Source organism: Ralstonia sp. SA306 (genome assembly GCF_054792405.1).
This window is the reverse complement of sequence record NZ_CP096451.1, coordinates 454,851-475,397: the sequence shown is the minus strand read 5'-3', so window position 1 is coordinate 475,397 and position 20,547 is coordinate 454,851. Positions and strand designations below refer to the sequence as shown.

Below are 20,547 nucleotides of genomic sequence, written 5' to 3'. Positions count from 1 at the left end.
GGCTTATTTGGGCGCGGCCACCGTCACGAGGGCAGGGCGCAGCACGCGGTCGGCCAGCGTGTAGCCGCGCTGAAGCACCGTCACCACGGTATTGGCTTCCTGATCGGCCGGCACCATCGAGATGGCTTGATGACGATGCGGATCGAACTTTTCACCCACGGGGTTCAGCTCGGTCACACGCCCCTTTTCGAACGCGGCGTAAAGCTGCTTGAGCGTAAGTTCAACGCCCTCACGCAGCTTGGTGGCATCCCCCGACGTGTCGGCCAAAGCGGCCTGAAGGCTGTCCATCACCGGCAGCAGGTATTCCGCAAAACCTTCGATGGCGAACTTGTGGGCCTTCGCCACATCGTCCTGACCGCGGCGGCGGATGTTCTCGCCTTCGGCCGTGGCGCGCGCCCAGTTTTCATAATTCTGGCGCGCCTTTTCTTCAGCGGCTTCCAGTTGACGGCGCAGTTCAGCGATGTCCATGTCGGCCACGGCTTCTGCCACGGCGGCTTCGTCACCGGCGACAGCCTGAGCGTCGGCGCTTGCGCGCTGAGCCTGGCTCGAATAAGCGTGGGCCGCCTGGCCCGTCGCCGACTGGTTCGGCTGGGTGGCCTGGGTGTCCGCTGGCATGTCCGAGTTCGAGGGGGTGTCCGGAGTGTGTTTCATAGCGCTGGATAAAAGGGAATCGACGCACGGCATGTGCCTGAAGACGATCCGCTGGATTTTTACAAACGATTTGTCCCCGTTATGGGGCATTTGGCGCGCTTTTCAAGGGCGCCGGATGCGCGGCAACTGTGCGCCGTGCATCACGAAATATGGGGTTACAACTTTCATCAGACTGCAACGGCACAGCAATTGCGGGGCCCTTATGGGCCGCCTATGATGCAAGAAAAAACTGGGGGGCGCGAGCTTCTTTGAGGGTTCGTACCATGCACAACAAGCTGCCCGTTCTGACCGTGCTCCTGCTGTTGACCCTGACCGCAGCCACAACGTTCATTTGCCTGTCTGGCGCCGTCACACCGCGTTATACGGAGTACGGTAGCGGCAAGGCATTCTTCAAGCACTACATCATCAAGCCTGCGCAAATGCAGCAGATGTCGCGCGGCTTGAGCGTATCAAGTTAGCACACACTCGCGCGGCATGCGTCATTCTCCGCCCAGTTTGTCGATGCGTCGCCGGTCTCGCTTGGTCGGCCGGCCAGCAATTTGTGTGGCGGGTTCTCGATACAGCCGGCGTTTGTCGGCGTTCTCTTCGCGTTTTAAGCGACTGGTGTCCGTCTCGGCATAGAGCGTTTGTGCAACGGAAGCTGGGCCGCGTACTTCGGCCAGTGCCAGCACCTCTACTTCCCACTGTTGTTCATGCGCGTGCACTCGCACGCGGTCGCCAATTTTGACATCCTTGGCGGGGCGAACCGGCTGGTCGTTGATCTGCACGCGCCCCCTTTCCACCGCATCCGTCGCCTGCGACCGTGTCTTAAAGAAGCGCGCCGCCCAGAGCCATTTGTCGATGCGCACGCGATCGGCCGCGTCGGTGCTCACCTTCATGCGGCGGCCCCCTTGCTCTGCGCACGTGTGCGGCTGGCTTCCAGCACATGCGGATGCGTGAGCGTGAGCGGCCAGCCCTGGAGGTGCGCCAGCGCGATGTCCGCAATGCCGGCGATCCACGCTTCGCTGTCGTTCAGGCACGGGATGTAATGGAATTCCTTGCCGCCGGCGACACGGAAGGTCGACTGCCCCTCCATGGCGATTTCTTCCAGCGTCTCCAGGCAATCGGCCGGGAAGCCTGGGCAGAACACGTCGACGCGGTGGGTGCCAACGCGGCCAAGCTCTTCCAGAGTGGGCGCGGTGTACGGCTGTAGCCATTCGGCGCGGCCAAAGCGTGACTGGAACGTGACCAGGTACTGCCCCGGCTGCAGGCCGAGCGCTTCGCCCAGCAAGCGGCCTGTCTTCAGGCATTCGCAATGGTAGGGGTCCCCCAACTCCAGCGTACGCCGCGGCACGCCATGGAACGACAGCACCAGTTTGTCGCCATGCGCAAAATCAGGCGCGCCATGCTGTGCCCAATACGCCCCCACCTGCTGGTGCAGCGCATTGATGTAAGCGGGGTCATCGTGAAAACGCTTGACCAGTCGCAACTCTGGCTGATTGCGCATTTCGCCCAGGACTCGGAAGACCTCGTCGAAGGCCGTGGCAGTGGTCGTGCCGGAATACTGCGGATACATCGGGAACACGAGGATGCGCTCGACGCCCTGCTTGCGCAGCGCCTGCATGACCGACGGGATCGACGGATTGCCGTAACGCATCGCGCAGGCGACCACCACATCGTGGCCCTGGGCGTTCAGCAGTTGCTGCAGCGCGTGCGCCTGCCGCTCGCTATAGACCAGCAGCGGCGAGCCCGTCTTGTTGGCCTCGCGCAGCCAGATGCTCTCGTACTTGTGCGCCGACGCCCGCGAACGCAACGGCACGATCAGCACGTTGAGGATGAACCACCACGCAGCGCGCGGAATCTCCACCACGCGTGGGTCGGACAGGAACTGACGCAGATAGCGGCCCACCTCGCGCGGCGACGTGCCGTCGGGCGTGCCGAGGTTGACGAGCAGGATCGCCGTGCGATCGGGCTGACCGTGCTGGAACAGGGGTTCGGGCAAGAAAGGCATGGGCGCGGGTTCGCGATAGACCCGGCCGATTATACGAGCCGAGTCATCGGGTGTGCCTTACGCCACCACCACGCCATCCTTGACCACACTGGTACATGGGTTGAGCCCCATCGCATAGGCCAGATCGGCAGGCCGGTCGATGCGCCAGAGCGCGAAATCTGCCGCGCAGCCCGGGGCAAGCACACCACACGTGCCGGACAGACCCAGCGCAGCGGCGGCGTGACGCGTGGCGCCGGTCAGTGCTTCCAGTGGCGTCAGACGGAACAGCGTGCACGCCATGTTCATCGCCAGCAGCAGCGACGACAGCGGCGACGTGCCGGGGTTGCAGTCGGTCGACACGGCCATCGGTACACCGGCGGCACGCAGCGCGGCCATCGGCGGCAGGCGCGTTTCGCGCAGGCAGTAAAACGCGCCGGGCAGCAGCACGGCCACCGTGCCGGCCCGTGCCATGGCTGCGATGCCGGCCTCGGTCAGACATTCGAGGTGATCCGCAGAAAGGCCGCCGTAGCGCGCGACCAATGCCGCGCCGCCCTGATCGGAGAGCTGCTCGGCGTGCAGCTTGACCGGCAGACCCAGCCGCTGCGCGGCATCGAACATGCGTGCCGTTTGTGCAGGCGTGAAGCCGATGGTTTCGCAAAAGGCGTCAACGGCATCGACCAGACCCTCTGCAGCGAGAGCGGGCAGCACATCGGCGCAGAGGTGGTCGATGTAGTCATCCGCACGGCCAGCAAATTCCGGCGGCACGGCGTGCGCGCCGAGGAACGTCGTGCGCACGCGCACCGGCAACGACTGGCCGAAGCGGCGGGCAACACGCAGCATGCGGCGCTCGGTTTCCAGATTCAAGCCATAGCCGGATTTGATTTCGACGGTGGTAACGCCTTCGGCGCGCAGTGCGTTCAGGCGTGGCAGGCTCGCTTCTGCAAGCGCCGCCTCACTGGCCGCACGCGTGGCGCGGACGGTGGAGAGGATGCCCCCGCCCGCCCGCGCGATCTCTTCGTACGGCACGCCGTTCAGGCGCGCTTCAAATTCATTGCTGCGGTTGCCAGCATAGACCAGATGCGTGTGGCAATCGATCAAGCCGGGCGTGAGCCACGCGCCGCCGCCGTCGTGCTCGCGCATGGCGCGGGCATTGGCGGGCAGATCGGCGCGGTAGCCTAGCCACGCAATGCGGCCGTCCTTGACGGCGATGGCACCGTCGCGGATCTCGCCGTAGCCGTCAGCGTCGGCCGTGAGCGTGGCGAGGTGGACGTTGGTCCAGAGCGCATCCCAGTGCGGGTTGGCCGGATCAGCCATGAGCAGTTCCTTGCAGGCCAATGCCGTCTGCCACCCGCGCAACCAGGCGGGCAGCGACACGTGCCGTGTGATTGTCAATGTCGAGCGACGGGTTCAGCTCCGCCACATCCGCCAGCCTTAGCTTCCCCGAGCTGACGACGCGATCGACGATGGGCTCGATCACGTCCATCCCCACGCCGCGCGCGGATGGCGCGCTCACGCCGGGGGCAACAGCGGCCGGCAGCACGTCCAGGCACATCGTCAGATAGACATGGTCGACCTGGCTCAAGAACACCTCGACCACCTTCAGCACGTGGGCGAGCTGCATGACGTCCATCTCATCGTCGTGCATCCAGCGCACGCCGAGCTGCCGCGCACGCGCGAACAGCGCTTCGGTGTTGGCGTAGGTGCTCACGCCCAGGCAGGCGTAGTGGAACGGCCAGCCGCGCCGCGCGCAGTCTTCGGCGATCTGGCGGAACGGCGTGCCCGAGCTGCCGCGCTCGCCCGCACGCAAATCGAAATGTGCATCCAGATTGAGGATGCCGATGCGCGGAGGCTGATCGGATTTCGCTGCCAGATGCCGCGCCAAGCCGCCAAACGATGCCCATGCAATCTCATGCCCGCCGCCGAGCGCGATCGGGAACGCACCGCGGTCGAGCAGATCATGCAGCACACCGGACAACACACTCTGCGCATCTTCCAGCGCATCGCCCTGGCAGGTCACGTCGCCCGCATCGACGACAACCCGCCCGGCACGCGCGGGCAAGTTCGCGAGCATCTTGCGGATGGCTGCGGGGCCCGCCTGTGCACCGGTTCGCCCGTGGTTGCGCGCGACACCCGCGTCGCAGGCGAAGCCCGCCAGGGCGACGGTATTGGCCAGTGGCGTGGATGCATCGATGCGGCGCACGGTCTGGTGCCAACGCAAGCCTAGCGGGCCCTCCTCCGCGTCGACGCGGCCCTGCCAGACGTTCGATTCAGCTTGGGCGAGCATGATCAACCGAGCGAAAGTTCGCTGATATGCGTGCGGCACGAATCGCCCAGATCGCCGTCGAGCACGAGGCGGCGGGCGCCTTCGATGTCGGGGGCGAACAGGCGATCTTCACCGTAATACGCCACACGCGCGCGGATGCAGCCATGCGCCTTCTGCAGCGTGTCGGACGTCGCCAGCGGCTTGTGGAAGTCGATGCCCTGCGCTGCCGCCAGCGCTTCGATGCCGACGATGGTGGCCGTGTTCTCTGCCATGTCCTGCAGACGGCGGCCGGCAAAGGTCGCCATGCTGACGTGGTCTTCCTGGTTGGCGGAGGTCGGCAGGCTGTCGACGCTGGCCGGGTGGGCGAACGTCTTGTTTTCCGATGCCAGCGCGGCCGCAGTGACGTGCGCGATCATGAAGCCCGAGTTCAGGCCCGGCTGCTCGACCAGGAACGGCGGCAGGCCCGACAGCGTGGAGTCGATCAGCAACGCGATGCGGCGCTCGGACAGCGCGCCAATCTCGGCAATCGCCAGCGCGAGCATGTCGGCAGCAAACGCCACCGGCTCGGCATGGAAATTACCGCCCGAAATCACTTCACCGGCGTCAGCGTAGACCAGCGGGTTGTCGGTCACCGCATTGGCTTCGGTGAGTAGGGTGGCGCCGGCCTGACGGATCAGGTCGAAACACGCGCCCATGACTTGCGGCTGGCAGCGCAGGCTGTACGGATCTTGCACGCGCTTATCGCCCACGAGGTGCGACTGGCGGATGGCGCTGCCGGCCAGCAGGTTGCGGTACACCGCGGCGGTGGCAATTTGCCCAGGCTGGCCACGCACGGCGTGCACGCGCGGGTCGAACGGCGCATCGCTGCCCTTGGCGGCATCCACCGACAAGGCACCAGACACGGTGGCCGCCTGGAGCAGACGCTCGGCCAGGAACAGGCCGTTGAGCGCCAGCGCGGTCGACACCTGCGTGCCGTTGATGAGCGCCAGGCCTTCCTTGGCGGCCAGCGCAATCGGCTCGATCCCGGCCGCAGCCAGTGCCGCCCGTGCCGGCGTGCGCACACCATTCACCCGCACGTCGCCCTCGCCCAGCAGCGCCAGCGTCATGTGCGCCAGCGGTGCCAGATCGCCCGACGCGCCCACCGAACCCTTGGACGGGATGCACGGCACGATGCCGGCGTTCAGCAGCGCCAGCAGCGTGTCGATCACGACCCGGCGCACGCCCGAATATCCACGTGCGAGGCTGGCCGCTTTCATCAGCAACACGAGGCGCGCCACGCTGTCGCTCAGGTCTGCGCCGGTGCCGACTGCGTGCGACAGGATCAGGTTGCGTTGCAGGCGCTCCAACTCGTGCGTAGCGATCTGCGTTTTGGCCAGCAGGCCGAATCCGGTGTTGATGCCATAGGCAGGCGCGCCCTTGGCGACAATCGCCTGCACGGTGGCAGCGGATGCTTCGATCGCGGCCGCACAGTCGCCGGACAGGGCGACAGGCGTGGGGGCGAGCCATACACGGCGCAGATCTGCAAAGGACATTTCGCCCGGTTGCAGTGTGAGGATGGGGGGCGTGGTCATGGTGTTCATAGCAATACGAGCAGGATGTCTTTAACTTAGCCGATCATCGGCAGGTTCAAACCGTTGCGCTTGGCGCAGGCAATGGCGGTTTCGTAGCCGGCATCTGCATGGCGCATGACGCCGGAGCCCGAATCGTTGACGAGCACACGGCCCAGGCGCTTTGCCGCAGCGTCCGTCCCGTCGGCGACGATCACCACGCCCGAGTGTTGCGAATAGCCCATGCCGACGCCGCCGCCGTGGTGCAGCGACACCCACGTCGCACCGCCGGCTGTGTTGAGCAGCGCGTTGAGCAGCGGCCAGTCCGACACGGCGTCGGTGCCGTCGCGCATGGCTTCGGTTTCGCGGTTGGGGCTGGCGACAGAGCCGGTGTCGAGGTGATCGCGGCCGATCACGATCGGTGCCTTCAGCTCGCCGTTCTTGACCATCTCGTTGAAGGCCAGACCGGCCAAGTGACGCTCACCCAGGCCCAGCCAGCAGATGCGTGCGGGCAGGCCCTGGAAGGCGATGCGATCCCGCGCCATATCGAGCCAACGGTGCACGTGCGTGTTGTGCGGGAAGAGTTCCTTGATCTTCGCGTCGGTCTTGTAGATGTCTTCCGGATCACCCGACAGTGCCACCCAGCGGAACGGGCCCTTGCCCTCGCAGAACAGCGGACGGATGTAGGCCGGCACGAAACCCGGGAAGTCGAAGGCGTTCTTTACGCCCTGGTCGAACGCGACCTGGCGGATGTTGTTGCCGTAGTCGACGGTCGGAATACCCATGGCCTGGAAGTCGAGCATGGCTTGCACGTGTACGGCGCACGACTTCGCGGCCTCGTCGGTCAGGCGGGCGTGCTGCGACGGATCGCGTTGCGCAGCACGCCATTGCTCGACCGTCCAGCCAACCGGCAGGTAGCCGTTGACCAGATCATGCGCCGAGGTCTGGTCGGTCACCAGATCCGGCTTCAGGCCGCCAGCGCGGGCACGCTTGACCAGCTCCGGCAGGATTTCCGCCGCATTGCCGAGCAGGCCGATGGACACGGCCTCGCCGCGCTCGCAATGGTGGCGAATCAGATTGAATGCGTCGTCGATGTCCTTGGCCTGCTTGTCGAGGTAGCGGGTACGCAGCCGGAAATCGATGCTCGATTGCTGGCACTCGATGTTCAGCGACACGGCACCGGCCAGCGTGGCGGCCAGCGGCTGCGCGCCGCCCATGCCGCCCAGGCCGGCGGTCAGGATCCAGCGGCCGGCGAGGCTGCCGCTCGTCCCCTCGGGGGACCGCCCTTGTGCCAACAAGGGCGAGGGGCTGTTCGAATAATGCTGGCGGCCGGCTTCGGCAAACGTCTCGTACGTGCCTTGCACGATGCCTTGGCTGCCGATGTAGATCCAGCTGCCAGCGGTCATCTGGCCGTACATGAACAGGCCCTTGCGATCGAGTTCGTTGAAGTGTTCCCAGTTCGCCCACTTCGGCACGAGGTTGGAGTTGGCGATCAGGACACGCGGCGCATCCGGGTGGGTCTTGAATACGCCCACCGGCTTGCCCGATTGCACGAGCAGCGATTCGTCATCGTTCAGCTCGCGCAGCGTTTCCAGGATCTTGTCGAAGCAGGCCCAGTCGCGCGCTGCGCGGCCAATGCCGCCGTAGACGACGAGGTGCTTGGGGTTTTCGGCCACGTCCGGGTCGAGGTTGTTCTGGAGCATGCGGTAAGCGGCTTCGGTCAGCCAGCTCTTGCAGTGCAGCTCGGTGCCGCGCGGGGCGCGGATTTCGCGCGAGGCGTCGTAGCGCGGGTCGTTGGTCAGGTGGGCAGCGTTGGTCGGGGCGTTCATGTGAGGTCTCCTGCGAACTCCTTTGTCATGGAGCGCATCTTATGTTGTATATACAACTTAGGCAAGAAAACTTTACAAGCTAAGAGCAAACCCTGATGATGACCACCATCCGCACATCACATCGGCCGCCCAAACCGCACCGCAAGCCACGTCCATGCCACACGACCCGTCCGCCAGCACCCCCGCCTTCCAGCGCATCAAGGAAGACATCCTCATGCGCATCCGCAGCGGCGAGTGGCAAGAAGGCGAAATGATTCCGGGGGAAACCACGCTCGCGCAGACCTTTGGCGTGTCGCGCATGACGGTCAACCGCGCGCTGCGCGAGCTGACCGCCGAGCAGATCCTCACGCGGGTGCAGGGGTTGGGAACGTTCGTCGCGCAGCAGAAGTACCAGGCAACGCTGGTGGCCATCCGCAATATCGCTGAGGAAATTGCCGCACGCGGCCACAGGCACCGTGCGGAACTGCACAAGCTCGAACGTGCACGCGCCAACGATGCGATGGCCGCATCATTCGGCGTGCCGGTGGGGCGTGCCCTGTTCCATTCGCTGATCGTGCACTTCGAGAATGACCTGCCGATCCAGGTGGAAGACCGCTGGGTGAATGCCGAGCTGGCCCCCGACTATATGCAGCAGGATTTCACGCAGACCACGCCAAACGCCTACCTCATGCGTGCCGCCCCGTTGCAGGGCGTGGATTACGGCATCGAAGCCCGCCTGCCTCCGCGCGAGATCGCCGAAATGCTCCAGATGGATGTGCGCGAACCGTGTCTGATGCTACGGCGCAAGACGCTATCGCAAGGCCAGGTCGCATCGCTGGCGACCATGTGGCACCCGGGTGGGCGGTATCAATTCACGGGCAGTTTCTGAGCGCGTCGTTGCGCTACATCATGACCTTGCCCCTGGGCGCGGACGAGAATGCATCGAAAGGATGCGCGGCGGCTTATGCCGATATGCCCAGCCCGCTACCTCACTCCACACCCGGCCCAGGAGAGCACTGTCATGAGCGGCATGCCCGAATTCAAAAGCGTGGTCAAAGATGTGTCTGCGCACATGCGCAGCTTGCGCGAATCGCAGCCGGAGTTGATGACGGCATTCAGCCAACTGGCGGCAGCCGGCACAAAAGATGGCGCACTGAGCAAGAAGACGCGAGAACTGGTGGCGCTGGGAATAGCCATCGCCAGCCGCTGCGACGACTGCATCGGCTTCCATGTCCAGGCGCTGGTCAAGCTCGGCATAACCCGTGCCGAACTGGAAGAGGTACTGGGAACAGCCGTCTATATGGGCGGCGGCCCTTCGATGATGTACGCCACGCATGCGCTGGCGGCGTTTGAGCAATTCTCGGCCTGAGACATTGGCGGGCCGCTTCGCCCGCTGCAGGCTACGCTGCCTCAATACTGGCTGAGTGTGCTGGACAGCAGCTTGGCCGTGATATCCACGATAGGGATCACGCGCTCATACGCCATGCGCATCGGCCCGATCACGCCCAGTGTGCCGACGATCTTGCCGTCCACCTCGTACGGCGCGGTGATGACCGCCATGTCTTCGTGCGGCACGAGACTGCTCTCGCCGCCAATGAAGATCTGCACGCCCTCGGCGCGGCTGGATACGTCCAGCAACTGCAGCAATCCGGTCTTCTGCTCGAACACAGCAAAGAGCCGGCGCAGCTTGTCCATGGACGAGGACAGGTCTTCCACCTCCAGCAGCTTGCGCTCGCCCGAGATGACGACCGGTTCTTCCTCCGACACGGCACTGCTGCCCGCCTCCACGGCCGCCTGCATCAGCGCGGTCATGTCGGCCTGCAGCGCAGACAACTCGCCGCGCAGGCTTTCGCGCACCGCATCGAACGTTTGGCCGCCGTAATGCGCGTTGATGTAATTGGCGGCTTCGACCAATTGCGACGGGGTGTAGGGCGTATCGGTATGGATGATGCGGTTCTGGACGTCGCCTTCGGGCGTGACGACGATCAGCAGGATGCGGGACTCCGACAGCCTCAGGAATTCGATCTGCCGGAACGCATGCGTGCGTCGCGGCGTCATCACGATGCCGGCAAACTGCGAGAGGTTGGACAAGGTTTGCGCCGCCGCCGCAATCACCCGCTGCGACGATTCCGAGCCATGCGACGCCATCTGCGTGCGCACCTGCTCTGCAATCGCGCCGACCATCTGCTGCGCCATGCGGTCGTGCGTGCTCAGCACATCCAGCGGGCTGGCCGTCAGCATCGTATCGACAAAGAGGCGATAGCCACGCGGCGTCGGCACGCGCCCGGCCGAGGTGTGCGGGCTGGCGATGAAACCCATCTCCTCCAGGTCGGACATCACATTGCGGATGGTGGCCGGCGAAAGATCGAGCCCCGAATACTTCGACAAGGTGCGCGAGCCCACGGGCTGGCCCTCGGCGATATACCGTTCGATCAGGGTCTTGAGGAGGATGGTTGCGCGCTTGTCCATGATTCTTCAATTTTACGCAAAATCGGCGCCAATCTACGGGTGATGTCGGCGTTTCTCCACTAAACACGCGCCGACGTGGCGACGGCCATATCGATATGGTGTAATGCGCGCATGTCGATTCCCCCGTCCGCCGTGGCCCCGCAAGCTCCCGCCGCCTCGCCTTCGCCTGTTTCGCCTTTCAAGACCGTTGCGCTGGTCGGCCGGTATTCGGCCGCCAACATTGCCGGTCCCCTCATGGAACTGGCGTCGTGCATTGCCGGGCGCGGGCATGACATTGTGTTCGAGCGAGACACGGCGCTCAACATCGGCGTCCAGGATTACCCTGCCCTGCCGCCCGAAGAGATGGCACGCCACGCCGATGTGGCCGTCGTGCTCGGCGGCGACGGCACGCTGCTCGGCATCGGGCGCCACCTGGCCGGTGCCAGCGTCCCCGTGATTGGCGTCAACCACGGGCGGCTCGGCTTCATGACCGACATCCCGTTCGACGACGTGCACACCGTGCTGCCCGACATGTTATCGGGCCGCTACGAGGCCGAAACCCGCACGCTGCTGCAGGCCCAGGTCGTGCGCGACGACGAAGTCATCTTCTCCGCCCTCGCCTTCAACGACGTGGTGGTCAACCGCTCGGGCACCTCGGGCATGGTGGAGCTGGCCGTGTCGGTCGACGGCTTCTTCATGTACAACCAGCGTTCGGACGGCCTGATCGTTTCCACGCCCACGGGCTCGACGGCGTATGCACTGTCTGCGGGCGGGCCGATCCTGCATCCGGCGCTCTCGGGTCTGGTGCTGGTGCCGATCGCACCGCACTCGCTGTCGAACCGCCCGATCGTCATTCCGCAAGACGCGGAGGTGGTCATCCAGGTCACCAGCGGGCGCGATGCCAGCGTCAACTTCGACATGCAGTCGCTCACGTCCTTGCTGCCCGGCGACCGCATCGTGGTGCGCCGCTCGGAGCGCACGGTGCGGCTGCTGCACCCGATCGGTTACAACTACTACGCCACGCTGCGCAAGAAGCTGCACTGGCACGAGTATCCGACCGAAGACAACCGGCTCTAAGAACCTGCCCATGATCCTACTGCGCGGCCCGATCTTGAACCTGCGATGCTCGCCGTACGCATGTACGGCTGCGCTTCTCGCTTCAACCTCGAGCCGCTCGCTACGAATCATGAGCAGGTTCTAAAACTCCACGCCCACCGCTTCCATGCTGCGCAGCCTCACCATCCGCGATTTCGTCATCGTTCACGCGCTGGATCTCGATCTGGCCGACGGTTTTACCGTGTTTACGGGCGAGACCGGCGCGGGCAAATCCATCCTGATCGATGCACTTGCACTCACGCTGGGTGAGCGCGCCGATGCGGCCGTCGTGCGAGAAGGCGCGCCGCGCGCCGACATCACCGCCGAGTTCGACGTGCATCCGCATGTGGCCGCATGGCTGGAGGCGCATGAACTGCACGACGACGAGGGCGTGATCCTGCTCCGCCGTACGGTCGATGCCGCAGGCCGCAGCAAAGCCTTCATCAACGGCGCGGCTGTCACGCTGGCGCAACTGCGCGAAGTGGGCGAGCAACTGGTCGACATCCACGGCCAGCACGCGCATCAACTGCTGCTCAAGGCGGATGCGCAGCGCAGCCTGCTCGACGCCCACGCGGGCCTGGAAGGTGCTGTGCGCGTGGTCGGCGAACACTACCGGGAATGGCACGCCGTGGTGCGCGCACGCGAAGCTGCCGAGCAGCAGTCGCGCGAAGTCCAGCTCGAACGCGAGCGCATTGAATGGCAGGTCAACGAATTGCAGAAGCTTGGTCCCCAGCCGGGCGAGTGGGAAGACGTGCAGGCCGAGCACCACCGCCTGTCGCACGCTGCCAGCCTGATCGAAGGCACGCGCGAGGCGCTGGATGGTTTGTCCGAGTCGGAAGGCGCGGTGCTCACGCAACTGGGCGCGACGCTCCATACGCTGCGTGAACTGGCCGAGATCGACCCCGCGCTGGCTGATGTGCTGGCCGCGCTGGAACCGGCCGAGGTGCAAATCCAGGAAGCCGTGCACACGCTCGCTCGCTATGCCGATCGAGCAGAGCTGGACCCGGACCGCCTGGCAGAAGTCGACGCGCGCATGCAGGCGCTGCACACCATGGCGCGCAAATACCGGGTCGCTCCCGAAACGCTGCCGGCTGAACTGGCTGAACGTCAGGCGCAACTCGCCGCGCTGCAAGCTGCATCCGATCTCGATGCGCTGCAAGCCCAGGAAGCGCAAACCCACGCCGCGTATATGACGGTCGCGCAATCGCTGTCGCGCGACCGCGCCAAGGCCGCGCGCGAGCTGGCTGACGCAGTGACCGGCGCCATGCAAGGCCTCTCGATGGCCGGTGGGCGCTTCGACATCGCACTGCACGCGCTGGAACACGGCGGCGCGGCGGGGCTGGAGCAGGTCGAATTCCTCGTCGCGGGGCATGCGGGCGTGTCGCCGCGGCCTTTGGCGAAAGTCGCCTCGGGCGGCGAGCTCGCGCGGATCAGCCTGGCCATCTCGGTAATTGCCAGCGAAGCGAGCCCGACCCCCACGCTGATCTTCGACGAAGTGGATTCCGGCATTGGTGGTGCGGTGGCAGAAGTCGTGGGCCGGCGCCTGCGCGAACTCGGCATGCGCCGCCAGGTGTTGTGCGTCACGCACCTGCCCCAAGTGGCCGCGCTCGCCAATCACCACATCCAGGTCGCCAAGCAGACGGTGGCAGGCAGCACGCGGTCCGACCTCGTGGTGCTGGACGCCACGGGCCGCGTGGATGAGATTGCCCGCATGCTGGGCGGCGCATCGCTGACCGAGACCACGCGCCGCCACGCAGACGAGATGCTCGCCGCGGGCCGTGCGCAATTGGCACCGGAATCTACGGCGCGGAAATCCCGCCGCGCGGCACAGTGATCGCCTATACCGGAACCATTGCTGCCAGGGTTGGCACGAATGTTCCGGCTGCAGACGCGACAAACATCCTCTACCGAATCCAAGGAGAACTTCATGGCCCGCATGGCCCGCACGATCCAACCGGCTGCCCGCCCTCGATCCCTGCTGTCGTCCGCCAAGCCTGCACTGGCGATAGCTCTCGGCCTGTGCTTGCTGACCGCGTGCAAGTCCGTGCCGGCCATTGACCCGGGAAAACCGCCTGCCATGGACCCGGCCTCGGCCAACACCCAGCCTCCAGCCTCCGTGTCGGCTGCGCACAATCTGGGCGACATCATCATCGGCCTGAGCACGCCGACCACCTCGTCCACCACGGTGCAAGGTGTGCTGGATGCCGCGGGCGCACGCGCAACGCCGCGCCTGGCCTTTGCGGTGGTACGTCCGATGTCGGGCGGGTTCTGGGTGGTGCGCGCCAGCTCGGGCGATGCATCGGCCACGCTGGATGGCGCAGTGACGGCGTTGCGCAGCACGCCCGGCATCGCCTCGGCCGACCCGGATCGCATCATGAAAATCCAACGCTGAACCACCGCGACACCGCTCCACACTGTGAAAGAGCGGGCGCCGCGTGGCGTCCGGTTTCCTACTCCACGTTCCGTCGCCAGGCCCGCATTCTGCTTCAGCAGCAACTCACAACCGGCCTTTTTCCCCTCGCAAACGTGATCGGCCATCGCCGCCACACCAAGCGGACAAGTCGCGTGCTACCTTTGGTTTTGTGTAACGGTATGTCAACGATCACATCCTGACGACGTTTCTCATTACAACGAGACCCCACGGAGCACCCGCTGATGACCCCCTCCCTCTTCCGGTTGAAGTCTTGGCTCCGCGCGGGCGCCGGCCTTGCCTGTCTTGCCTGGGTGATGGGCAGCCAGGTCGCTACAGCTGCCGCGCCGCTGCCGCAATACACCGGTGACCTGATCATCAAATGGCGCGACGACACGAGCGGCACGCGCAAGACGCTCTCGGCCAGCGAGGCGAACAACCGGTTGCTGTCGGTAGCGCAAGCGGCGGGCAGCACGCTGCAGGTCAAGCGCACGCTGGGCACCAACGCGCAGCTCATGCGCACAGGGCTGACCGATGCCGCCAGCATCCAGGCTACCGTCGACAAGATCGCGCAGGACGCCCGCGTGGCCTACGTGGTGCCTGATCGCATCCTGCGGCCCAACACCATTCCGAACGATCCGCTGTTCGCCACGCAGAACAACCTGGCCGCGCCGGCGCTGGTACCTGGCGGCATCAACGCGGCTGCGGCGTGGAGCATCACGCAGGGTTCCACGGGCATCGTGGTGGCAGTGGTCGATACCGGCTATACCGATCACCCCGACCTGTCAGCCAAGATCCTGCCGGGCTACAACTTCATTTCCGACCCGGCGCGCGCCGGTAACACCTTCGGCCGCGGGACGGACGCGCATGACCTGGGCGATGGCGTAACGAGCACGGATGTCGCGAACATTTCCGGCTGCACCAGCAGCGACATCGCCAATAGCAGCTGGCACGGCACCGAGGTCAGCAGCGTGCTCGCCGCCCAGACAAACAACACCCTCGATATTGCAGGGGTAGGCTGGAACACACCGATCGTACCGGTGCGCGTGTCGGGCAAATGCGGCGCGCTGCTATCCGATACGGTGGACGGCATGCTGTGGGCAGGCGGCATCAACGTGTCTGGCGTGCCGACCAACGCCAACCCGGCACGGGTGGTGAACGTGAGCCTGGGCAGCACAACACAGTGCTCTGCGGCAGAACAGGACGCGGTGAACCAGTTGGCCGCACGCGGCGCCATCGTGGTGGCGGCCGCCGGCAATGAAGCCGCGCAGACCGTTGATGCGCCGGCCAATTGCACGGGCGCCATCGCCGTCACTGCGCACGTCGACAGCGGCGAGAACGCCAGCTACGCAAACGTGGGACCCCAGGTGGCGTTGTCCGCGCCGGGCGGTGGCTGCGGCAACTCGAAAGTCGTCACGAGTACAACTCCGGCGACTTGTGCAGAGCCCGTTTCCGTTATCCAGGCCGACTCCAACGATGGTGCACAGACTGTCGGCAACCCCACGGTCAAGTCGGTGGCAGGCACGAGCTTTTCGACACCGGAAACAGCCGCCACCATCGCGCTCATGCTGAGCGTGCAACCACAGCTGTCGAACGCGCAGGTATTGGCTGGCCTGAAGCAGACCGCGCGGCCGCACCCTAGCGGCACCTTCTGCGCTGTGAACACCGGCATCTGCGGCGCTGGCCTGCTGGATACCGCCGGTGCCGTCAGTTATGCCCAGAACACGGCGCCGGCCGGCTCGGGTGGTGGCACGACGGGGTCGGGGGGATCGACCGGGAGTACGAGCAGCGGTGGTGGCGGAGGCGGCGGAGCCATCCCGCTGGTTGGCGCGGCGCTGCTGTTGGCGCTGGGGGTTGCATGTCGGCGCAAGCGTGGGTTACCGCATTGACGCGGCCTTTGGCTTGACCGAAACCGCCTCCCTCTGGAGGCGGTTTTCATTTGTGGTGCTCCTGCACACCCCTTCCGTCGCCAGATACTAGGGTTTATACCTAATGCGATCTACTGCACGCTGTCTCAATCCTTTTGGACAATGCAAATGCAAGCTTTGTAATCCCTTACAAAAAGACAGGACTGCTCCGATGAAGACAATGGTTGCCGGGGGTGTAGTACAGGCGCTGTTAGCGCTTGGGTTGGTGTCGTATCACGTTGCGCCAGCGCTGGCCGTGGAGAAATCCACAACGTTCAATACGCAGCTGCAATGGGTGACGCAGCTGGTCGTCAAAGAGAAAAGCACGGGGTTGAAGACGCAATCGGTTGCAACAGACGGCGCGTCAACCCGCGCAGACGTGGCGACCGTGCAACGCTGGTCGGCGGCAGCGCAGTTGCCGATGACATACAAGCGCCCGATGTCGGGCGGGGCCCACGTATTGACGCTGCCCAACGTCATGACGCTGGAAGACGCCCAGACCGTCGCGCAGCGCATGGAGGCTAGCGGCCAGTTTGAATATGTGTCGCCCGACCGCATCATGCGGCCGATGGCACTCGCCACCGATCCGCTGTTTGGACAGCAATGGAACCTGCTGGCGCCGACGGCCAGCGCGCCCGGCGGCGCCAACGTGACAGCCGCGTGGGATACCACGACCGGCGTCAATACCGTTGGCGTTGGCATTGTCGACACCGGCATCCGTGCAGACCATGCCGACTTCGTTGGGCTGAGCTTCGGCACGGGCCGCAACTTCGTCAGCAACAGCGCCATGACCGGCAGCTCTGATCCGAAGACGGGCAATACGATCCCATCCGGTTTCGTCAACAACGGCGCCAACAACACGCTCACGAATACCGATCCCTCCGACCCCGGCGACTGGGTGACCAGCAGCGACGCCGCGTTGTATCCCACGTTTTGCGGTAGCTCGGTAAGCAACAGCAGCTGGCATGGCACCTTCGTCGCCGGCCAGATCGGGGCGCAGCGCAACAATGGCATCGGTATCGCAGGCATCGCCCCCCGCGTGCGTGTGCAAATGGCGCGGGCACTGGGCAAGTGCGGCGGCGCAACCTCCGACATCATGGACGCCGTGACGTGGCTGTCCGGCGGCTCGGTGCCGGGCGTAACCAACAACCCGACGCCCGTCAAAGTCATCAACATGAGCCTGGGCGGTTCCGGAAGCTGCTCGACACTCGAGCAGAACAGCATTACCGCAGCGCGTGCGTTGGGCGTCACCATCGTGGCGGCCACCGGCAACGAAGCTGGGCCCGTGGATGCGCCGGCCAACTGCACTGGCACCATCGCCGTGACGGCACACTCGCAGGAAGGCGACAACGCGTTCTACGCCAATGTCGGCGCGCAGACGGTGATCAGCGCCCCTGGCGGCGGTGCGGGCACGGTCATTCCCGGCTCCGCCAGCAAAATTGTGTCGCTGTCCAATACTGGCACGACAACACCGGTGGCATCTCCCGCAGGCGACGCCTACGCGCAGGACATCGGCACGTCGATGGCCACGCCCCATGTGGCCGCGACCGCAGCGCTGATGCTGTCGGTTCAGCCGGCACTGACCCCAGACAACATCACGGCGATCATCAGGCAATCTGCCCGACCGTTCGTGGCCGGCACTTACTGCGCAACACACGCTGGCGTGTGCGGTGCCGGTACGCTGGACGCCGGTGCAGCCGTCGCGCAGGCGCAAGGCTCGCCGACCGTGCATGCCACGGCATCGGCGTCGAGCGTGACCGCCAACACGGCCGTCACGCTGACGTCCATAGGAGGCGCCGGCTATAACAAAACGACCAGCAGCACCGTCTGGGCCCAGACCGCCGGGACGCCCATCACCCTGACGACGACTGGCCCCGATGCCAACGGCGTCAGCACCGCCACGTTCACGCCGGGCGTCGCGGGCGTGTACAGCTTTAGCGTGACGTTGACGAATAGCTCGGGCGCAACTGCGTCAGATACGGTCAGCGTGACTACTACCGCGGCGGCGGCGACATCGGGCTCAGGCACGGGTAGCGGTACTGCGACTAGCAGTAGCGGTGGCGGTGGCGGTGGCGCGCTCCCACTGTGGGTTGCAGGTCTGCTGGTGGCCGGGGGGCTGACAGGTTGGAAGCGGCGTTCGCTTTCGCATTGACACGGACCTGCGCATCGCGAAACCGCCTCCTTGTGAGGCGGTTTTTTTTCACCCCGATGGACGGCAACATACCTGCCCCGGCCAACGAAACTAGGGTTTCTACTTAAACCCAAAACACGTTCGCGGCCCCGGAAATCCTTCAGGAAAATGCCTTGGCAAATTTCACAAGTCCACAAAAACAATCGGGGCGGTCCGCATGAAAACAGGGGTTTCAGGGGGTGTGGCTCGGGCGCTGGTAGCGCTCGCGCTCGTGTCGTATCACGCAGTGCCGGCGGTGGCAGGGGGTAGGACCACCAGCCCTGCACCGCAACTGCAATGGGTGACGCAACTCATCGTCAAAGAGAAAAGCAGTGGGCTGAAGACGCAATCGGTTGCGGTCGGCGCCCCCATTGCACGCGCGGACGTTGCGACAGTGCAACGTTGGTCGGTCGCAGCACAACTGCCGGTGACCTATAAGCGTGCGATGTCGGGCGGCGCACACGTGGTTACGCTGCCGAGCACGATGTCGGTTGCCGACGCGCAGGCGGTGGCCCAACGGATGGAGGCCAGTGGCCAGTTCGAGTATGTGTCGCCGGACCGCATCATGCGGCCTAGCTCCGTGCCCAATGATCCGAAGTTCGTCGACCAATGGAGCCTGTGGCCGAGTACCGTTGTCGCCAACGGCCCTGCCACCACGGCTGTCGGCGGAGCCAACATCACGACCGCATGGGATTCGACCAAGGGCGCAAGTACAGTCAACGTCGCCGTTATCGATACGGGTCTGTTAGCCAACCACGAGGACTTCGTGGGCGCCAATATCCGCCCGGGCTACGACTTCATCAGCAACGATGCCTACAACGCGATGCCCGACCCGGCCAGTCACAAGACGGTGCCGCTGGGCTTCGTCGAAAACGACCCGCTGGACACGCCGGCCGGCCGCGACACCAACCCGTCGGACCCCGGCGACTGGGTGACCACCCAGAACGCAACCGACTATCCGACCTATTGCGGCAGAGCTTCCGACAGCAGTTGGCACGGCACGTTCGTCACCGGCCAGATCGTCGCGCAGCACAACTCTGTCGGCATTGCCGGCATTGCACCCAACGTGACAATCCAGATGGCCCGAGCGCTGGGTAGGTGCGGTGGTGTCACCTCGGACATCATGGATGCCCTCGCCTGGGTGACCGGCGCGAGCAATGTACCGGGCGCTGGCGGCACGGCCCTGCAACCGAATTCGCCGATGGCGCAGGTGGTCAACATGAGCTTGGGCGGTCAAGGGGCATGCTCGAGTGCAGAACAAGCCGTCATCAGCGCGGCCCGCGCCCGTGGCGCGACCATCGTGGTGGCGACGGGCAATGACGGTCTCAATACCATCAGCTCGCCGGCAAACTGCAAGGGTGTGATTGCAGTGACGGCGCATACGGTCGATGGCGACCTCGCCGTCTACGCCAATGTGGGCAGCGGCACGACGCTCAGTGCCCCTGGAGGCGGCCCTGGTGCGATCATCAATACGGGCAGCAATGGCGCCGTCACCAGCCGACAAATTGTGTCGCTGTCCAATCAGAGCCTCACCACGCCGGACGCAGGCACAAGCTACTACACCACCGAGATGGGCACCTCGATGGCCACGCCGCACGTGGCTGCCGTTGCTGCGTTGTTGCTGTCCCACAAGCCAACGTTGAGCGTGGACGATGTCCAGGCGATCCTGAGCCAATCGGCGCGCGCATTCCCGGCGGGTACGTTCTGCACGCAGAACCCGGGTATCTGTGGGGCAGGCATGCTGGACGCCGGAGCCGCCATCGCACTGTCGGTCGGCACACCAACGGTCACCGTATCGAGCTCGGCGAGCACCATTGTGGCCAACAACGCTGTCACGCTGACAGCCGTGGTTGGTGCGGGCTTTGGCAATACGCTGCCCAGTGGGGGTGTCCAGTGGGCGCAGACCGGCGGGCCGGGCGTGACTCCGACGGTGGCCGGCCCGGATGGCAACGGCAACGTCACTGCCACATTCACCCCGAGCGCCGCAGGTACCTACAGCTTCACGATTACGGTGACGAACAACCTGGGCGGCACGGCATCGGCCTCGACTTCCGTCACGGTCACGGCACCGCCGACTACCACTCCCGGCACCGGCTCGGGCACCCTGCCCTTCAGCGGTGGCACGAGCGGCACAGGTCCGCTGAACCAGAGCGGCGGCGGTGGTGCGCTCCCACTGTGGCTTACAGGCCTGCTGCTCGTCGGAGGAGCGCTCGCCTTCCGCCGTCGCAAAGCCTGATCGAGCTATCGTGCAAACGCAAAACGGACACGCTGGCGCCTCC

The 20,547-nt window shown here is 65.2% G+C and carries 17 protein-coding genes; 9 read left to right on the top strand and 8 right to left on the bottom strand.

From position 1 onward, the window contains the following. Positions 1-3: 3 nt before the first annotated feature. Entirely contained in the window at positions 4-651 is a 648-nt protein-coding gene (gene grpE / locus M1D44_RS02215) for a nucleotide exchange factor GrpE (protein WP_024974834.1), read from the bottom strand. 263 nt (positions 652-914) lie between these two features. On the opposite strand from grpE, the gene M1D44_RS02210 reads away from it, so the two are divergent. Continuing rightward, a complete protein-coding gene (locus tag M1D44_RS02210) occupies positions 915-1,109 on the top strand; it encodes a hypothetical protein (RefSeq protein WP_024974833.1) in 195 nt (64 codons plus the stop codon). Positions 1,110-1,130: 21 nt separating this feature from the next. On the opposite strand, the gene M1D44_RS02205 is transcribed toward M1D44_RS02210, so the two are convergent. From M1D44_RS02205 to hutU, 6 genes are read right to left on the bottom strand one after another with little or no spacing between them, the layout of a single operon-like run. Then, positions 1,131-1,529, bottom strand: a complete 399-nt coding sequence (locus tag M1D44_RS02205) for an RNA-binding S4 domain-containing protein (RefSeq protein ID WP_024974832.1) — start codon at positions 1,527-1,529, stop codon at positions 1,131-1,133. Further along, positions 1,526-2,641 (bottom strand): ferrochelatase, encoded by a 1,116-nt coding sequence (gene hemH, locus M1D44_RS02200; protein ID WP_439004489.1) that lies wholly within the window; start codon positions 2,639-2,641, stop codon positions 1,526-1,528. The genes M1D44_RS02205 and hemH overlap by 4 nt, the downstream gene beginning before the upstream one ends. A gap of 57 nt (positions 2,642-2,698) precedes the next feature. After that, positions 2,699-3,934 (bottom strand): imidazolonepropionase, encoded by a 1,236-nt coding sequence (gene hutI, locus M1D44_RS02195; protein ID WP_024974830.1) that lies wholly within the window; start codon positions 3,932-3,934, stop codon positions 2,699-2,701. Next, positions 3,927-4,904 carry a formimidoylglutamase gene (hutG, locus tag M1D44_RS02190; protein ID WP_024974829.1) on the bottom strand — a complete coding sequence of 326 codons (978 nt, stop codon included), beginning with the start codon at positions 4,902-4,904 and terminating at the stop codon, positions 3,927-3,929. The genes hutI and hutG overlap by 8 nt, the downstream gene beginning before the upstream one ends. 2 nt (positions 4,905-4,906) lie before the next feature. After that, complete coding sequence (gene hutH, locus M1D44_RS02185; RefSeq protein WP_024974828.1) at positions 4,907-6,463, bottom strand: histidine ammonia-lyase; 1,557 nt, start codon at positions 6,461-6,463, stop codon at positions 4,907-4,909. A gap of 26 nt (positions 6,464-6,489) precedes the next feature. Further along, positions 6,490-8,259 carry a urocanate hydratase gene (hutU, locus tag M1D44_RS02180; RefSeq protein ID WP_316853058.1) on the bottom strand — a complete coding sequence of 590 codons (1,770 nt, stop codon included), beginning with the start codon at positions 8,257-8,259 and terminating at the stop codon, positions 6,490-6,492. 154 nt (positions 8,260-8,413) lie between these two features. On the opposite strand from hutU, the gene hutC reads away from it, so the two are divergent. Next, positions 8,414-9,127: a histidine utilization repressor gene (hutC, locus tag M1D44_RS02175; RefSeq protein ID WP_024974826.1), complete on the top strand. Its 714-nt coding sequence runs from the start codon at positions 8,414-8,416 to the stop codon at positions 9,125-9,127. 132 nt (positions 9,128-9,259) lie between these two features. After that, positions 9,260-9,607, top strand: a complete 348-nt coding sequence (locus M1D44_RS02170; protein WP_316853057.1) for a carboxymuconolactone decarboxylase family protein — start codon at positions 9,260-9,262, stop codon at positions 9,605-9,607. Between the two features lie 41 nt (positions 9,608-9,648). Here the strand turns inward: M1D44_RS02170 and hrcA are convergent, their stop codons facing one another. Beyond that, on the bottom strand, positions 9,649-10,707 hold the full coding sequence (gene hrcA / locus M1D44_RS02165) for a heat-inducible transcriptional repressor HrcA (RefSeq protein WP_024974824.1): 1,059 nt from the start codon (positions 10,705-10,707) through the stop codon (positions 9,649-9,651). Positions 10,708-10,818: 111 nt separating this feature from the next. On the opposite strand from hrcA, the gene M1D44_RS02160 reads away from it, so the two are divergent. The 6 genes from M1D44_RS02160 (at position 10,819) to mprA (M1D44_RS02135) (ending at position 20,504) form a co-directional block, all read left to right on the top strand. Beyond that, positions 10,819-11,763, top strand: coding sequence for an NAD kinase (locus M1D44_RS02160; protein WP_024974823.1), 945 nt, complete (start codon positions 10,819-10,821; stop codon positions 11,761-11,763). A 145-nt stretch (positions 11,764-11,908) separates the two neighbouring features. Continuing rightward, positions 11,909-13,615 (top strand): DNA repair protein RecN, encoded by a 1,707-nt coding sequence (gene recN, locus M1D44_RS02155; RefSeq protein ID WP_024974822.1) that lies wholly within the window; start codon positions 11,909-11,911, stop codon positions 13,613-13,615. Between the two features lie 93 nt (positions 13,616-13,708). After that, complete coding sequence (locus M1D44_RS02150) at positions 13,709-14,173, top strand: hypothetical protein (protein ID WP_080693632.1); 465 nt, start codon at positions 13,709-13,711, stop codon at positions 14,171-14,173. A 263-nt stretch (positions 14,174-14,436) separates the two neighbouring features. Beyond that, a complete protein-coding gene (mprA, locus tag M1D44_RS02145) occupies positions 14,437-16,080 on the top strand; it encodes an MprA protease, GlyGly-CTERM protein-sorting domain-containing form (RefSeq protein WP_112183746.1) in 1,644 nt (547 codons plus the stop codon). A gap of 190 nt (positions 16,081-16,270) precedes the next feature. Beyond that, entirely contained in the window at positions 16,271-18,250 is a 1,980-nt protein-coding gene (gene mprA, locus M1D44_RS02140) for an MprA protease, GlyGly-CTERM protein-sorting domain-containing form (protein ID WP_439004488.1), read from the top strand. 196 nt (positions 18,251-18,446) lie between these two features. Next, the gene (gene mprA / locus M1D44_RS02135; protein WP_024974818.1) at positions 18,447-20,504 is read left to right on the top strand and encodes an MprA protease, GlyGly-CTERM protein-sorting domain-containing form; all 2,058 of its coding nucleotides are present in this window, start codon (positions 18,447-18,449) and stop codon (positions 20,502-20,504) included. Positions 20,505-20,547: the final 43 nt, after the last annotated feature.

What these genes read in the sequence shown, in the direction of transcription:
- grpE (WP_024974834.1), bottom strand. Translation starts at nt 651, where the DNA reads ATGAAACACACTCCGGACACCCCCTCGAACTCGGACATGCCAGCGGAC.
- M1D44_RS02210 (WP_024974833.1), top strand. Translation starts at nt 915, where the DNA reads ATGCACAACAAGCTGCCCGTTCTGACCGTGCTCCTGCTGTTGACCCTG.
- M1D44_RS02205 (WP_024974832.1), bottom strand. Translation starts at nt 1,529, where the DNA reads ATGAAGGTGAGCACCGACGCGGCCGATCGCGTGCGCATCGACAAATGG.
- hemH (WP_439004489.1), bottom strand. Translation starts at nt 2,641, where the DNA reads ATGCCTTTCTTGCCCGAACCCCTGTTCCAGCACGGTCAGCCCGATCGC.
- hutI (WP_024974830.1), bottom strand. Translation starts at nt 3,934, where the DNA reads ATGGCTGATCCGGCCAACCCGCACTGGGATGCGCTCTGGACCAACGTC.
- hutG (WP_024974829.1), bottom strand. Translation starts at nt 4,904, where the DNA reads ATGCTCGCCCAAGCTGAATCGAACGTCTGGCAGGGCCGCGTCGACGCG.
- hutH (WP_024974828.1), bottom strand. Translation starts at nt 6,463, where the DNA reads ATGAACACCATGACCACGCCCCCCATCCTCACACTGCAACCGGGCGAA.
- hutU (WP_316853058.1), bottom strand. Translation starts at nt 8,259, where the DNA reads ATGAACGCCCCGACCAACGCTGCCCACCTGACCAACGACCCGCGCTAC.
- hutC (WP_024974826.1), top strand. Translation starts at nt 8,414, where the DNA reads ATGCCACACGACCCGTCCGCCAGCACCCCCGCCTTCCAGCGCATCAAG.
- M1D44_RS02170 (WP_316853057.1), top strand. Translation starts at nt 9,260, where the DNA reads ATGAGCGGCATGCCCGAATTCAAAAGCGTGGTCAAAGATGTGTCTGCG.
- hrcA (WP_024974824.1), bottom strand. Translation starts at nt 10,707, where the DNA reads ATGGACAAGCGCGCAACCATCCTCCTCAAGACCCTGATCGAACGGTAT.
- M1D44_RS02160 (WP_024974823.1), top strand. Translation starts at nt 10,819, where the DNA reads ATGTCGATTCCCCCGTCCGCCGTGGCCCCGCAAGCTCCCGCCGCCTCG.
- recN (WP_024974822.1), top strand. Translation starts at nt 11,909, where the DNA reads ATGCTGCGCAGCCTCACCATCCGCGATTTCGTCATCGTTCACGCGCTG.
- M1D44_RS02150 (WP_080693632.1), top strand. Translation starts at nt 13,709, where the DNA reads ATGGCCCGCATGGCCCGCACGATCCAACCGGCTGCCCGCCCTCGATCC.
- mprA (WP_112183746.1), top strand. Translation starts at nt 14,437, where the DNA reads ATGACCCCCTCCCTCTTCCGGTTGAAGTCTTGGCTCCGCGCGGGCGCC.
- mprA (WP_439004488.1), top strand. Translation starts at nt 16,271, where the DNA reads ATGAAGACAATGGTTGCCGGGGGTGTAGTACAGGCGCTGTTAGCGCTT.
- mprA (WP_024974818.1), top strand. Translation starts at nt 18,447, where the DNA reads ATGAAAACAGGGGTTTCAGGGGGTGTGGCTCGGGCGCTGGTAGCGCTC.